The organism is Treponema sp. R6D11 (genome assembly GCF_054786075.1).
Map to the genome: position 1 here is coordinate 1 of NZ_BDHD01001428.1, position 304 is coordinate 304.

At 57.6% G+C, this 304-nt stretch carries 1 protein-coding gene; it reads right to left on the bottom strand.

The window, feature by feature from the left end; translation table 11 throughout:
- Positions 1-12: 12 nt before the first annotated feature.
- Positions 13-304: isocitrate/isopropylmalate family dehydrogenase (locus tag ACYVTD_RS19030; RefSeq protein WP_461249141.1), on the bottom strand; the 292-nt coding region annotated here is incomplete at its 5' end.

Sequence of the window (304 nt, forward strand, 5' to 3'; positions counted from 1 at the left end):
ATTGATCGCTTTTCATATTTCCTCCAACGCCTTTAGTACCGCCTCACCCATCGCCTTAGTACCCACAATTTTTTCGCCGCCGCCGCTTGCCGCGCCGCTGCTTGCTGCGATGCTTCTGCTTGCGATGTCTCCCGTCCTCAGTCCCTGATCCAGCACGTTGTTGACGGCGGTTTCAATCGCCTGCGCTTCCTTCTCAAGACCGAATGAGTAGCGGAGCATCATTGCCGCCGAAAGAATCGTGGCGAGAGGGTTGGCGAGATCCTTCCCCGCGATGTCGGGAGCGGAGCCGTGAATAGGCTCGTAC